Origin of the sequence: Flavobacterium sp. (genome assembly GCF_049318325.1) — a bacterium.
Lineage (GTDB): Bacteria > Bacteroidota > Bacteroidia > Flavobacteriales > Flavobacteriaceae > Flavobacterium.
This window is the reverse complement of record NZ_JBMOGQ010000213.1, coordinates 1-1953: the sequence shown is the minus strand read 5'-3', so window position 1 is coordinate 1953 and position 1953 is coordinate 1. Positions and strand designations below refer to the sequence as shown.

Below are 1953 nucleotides of genomic sequence, written 5' to 3'. Positions count from 1 at the left end.
ACAATCAAACCTGCACCACTACTAATCATCTTTTCATATAAACCACCGGAAATATTACCGATACTGATGTCTTCGGTCACAGAAATGCTATAGAAAATTTTAATAACTCCCGAAATAGTTCCGATAAATCCTAGGGTTGGTGCAATACCGGCAATCAGACCTAATTGTCCTAACTTCTTTTCCATATAGCCAATCTCGATATTAGCCGCACGTTCCATATTTGATTCGATTTCTCCAATATTTCTTCCAATGGTTAGCACACCTTCTTTGATAATATTTCCTTGGGCGTTTCCGCTTCTTTCTGCAGAAGAAACGGCCATTTCGATATTGGCATTGTTCAAATGATTGCTAATGTCTTTCATCAAATGATTATCGATTTTGGCTGCTTTATGAATATACAAATAGCGTTCAAAAATGAGATAGATGGTATAAAATAACAAGATAGCAATTGGAATAAGAAATAAACCTCCTTTGAAAATAAATTCCAATACAGAAACTTCATTGGTTAAAGCAGCAGTTGCTTTGTCTACAGTTGGAATGGCTTGAGCTAAAGTGTCAGCTTGTAATTGTAAAAACGTGCTTATCATATTTATGTGATTTATGGCAATTTATTCTGAAAATAATTTCAATTTTGTGCTTTGGAATTCGCATCACAATATAAACGAAAAAAAACGTATAAAAGTATATTGACCGCCAATTTTTTTCTGGAAATTATGAACTACAAAGAAACGCTTGATTGGATGTTTAACAAATTGCCGATGTATCAAACACAAGGTGCTTCGGCCTATAGAAAGGACATAACCAATACTGTTTTGTTAGCTAAACATTTAGGAAATCCTGAACACTATTTGAAATGTATTCATGTTTCTGGAACTAATGGAAAAGGGTCAACTTCCCATTTATTGGCTTCAGTTTTTCAAGAAGCCGGTTATAAAGTAGGTTTGTATACTTCGCCACATTTAAAAGATTATCGCGAACGAATTACCATTAATGGAATACCAATTTCTGAGAATTATGTTTGCGATTTCATAAACAAAAATAAAGCGTTTTTTGAAGCCAATAAGTTGAGTTTTTTTGAAATGAGTGTTGGTTTGGCATTTGAATATTTTGTCAAACAAAAAACCGATATCAATATTATTGAAGTCGGTATGGGCGGCCGATTGGATTCTACAAATATCATTACGCCATTGGTTTCTATTATTACAAATATTGGATTAGATCACACGCAATTCTTAGGCAATACTTTAGAATTAATTGCTAATGAAAAAGCAGGAATTATTAAACCAAATATTCCTGTGGTTATTGGTGAATATATTTCCGAAACTAAGCCGGTTTTTTTAGCTAAATCAGATGAAACTCATTCTGAAATTTATTTTGCTTCTGATTTGATTGCAATAACTTATCCTTCTGCTCTGCTTGGTGACTATCAGATTCAGAATAAGAAAACAGTTTTGCAAACCTTAAAAGTATTACAAGATAAAAAGTTGCTATCCGTTTCGGAAACGGATATTAAAAATGGTTTTTTGAATGTGATTAAAAACACAGGCCTACAAGGCAGGTGGCAACAATTAGGAGAAAATCCAACTATAATTTGTGATACGGCACATAATGCTCATGGACTTAAAATAGTTTTGAATCAGTTAAATAAACAAAAGTTTGAAAAACTGCATATTGTTTTGGGCTTAGTGAATGATAAAAACTTAACTGAGATTCTGCCTTTGTTTCCTGAAAATGCTATCTACTATTTCTGCAAACCGGATATTTCAAGAGGTTTAGATCAATTAATTTTAAAAGAAAAAGCCGCTGAGTTTAATCTTGTAGGTCAAACATACATTTCAGCATCAAATGCTTATCAGTCCGCTAAAGAAAATGCAGGCAGCAACGACTTTATTTATATTGGCGGAAGCACCTTTGTAGTGGCAGAAATTTTATAATTTTTTTCAAATATGTTTG

The 1953-nt window shown here is 32.9% G+C and carries 2 protein-coding genes; one reads left to right on the top strand and one right to left on the bottom strand.

Features of this window, described 5'->3' with window-relative positions:
- A partial coding sequence (locus ACOYLP_RS11825; protein WP_422856371.1) for a MotA/TolQ/ExbB proton channel family protein occupies positions 1 to 584 on the bottom strand: 584 nt, incomplete at its 3' end.
- A gap of 129 nt (positions 585 to 713) precedes the next feature.
- On the opposite strand from ACOYLP_RS11825, the gene ACOYLP_RS11820 reads away from it, so the two are divergent.
- Positions 714 to 1934, top strand: a complete 1221-nt coding sequence (locus tag ACOYLP_RS11820; protein ID WP_422856370.1) for a bifunctional folylpolyglutamate synthase/dihydrofolate synthase — start codon at positions 714 to 716, stop codon at positions 1932 to 1934.
- The last annotated feature ends 19 nt before the right edge of the window (positions 1935 to 1953 follow it).

What these genes read in the sequence shown, in the direction of transcription:
- ACOYLP_RS11820 (WP_422856370.1), top strand. Translation starts at nt 714, where the DNA reads ATGAACTACAAAGAAACGCTTGATTGGATGTTTAACAAATTGCCGATG.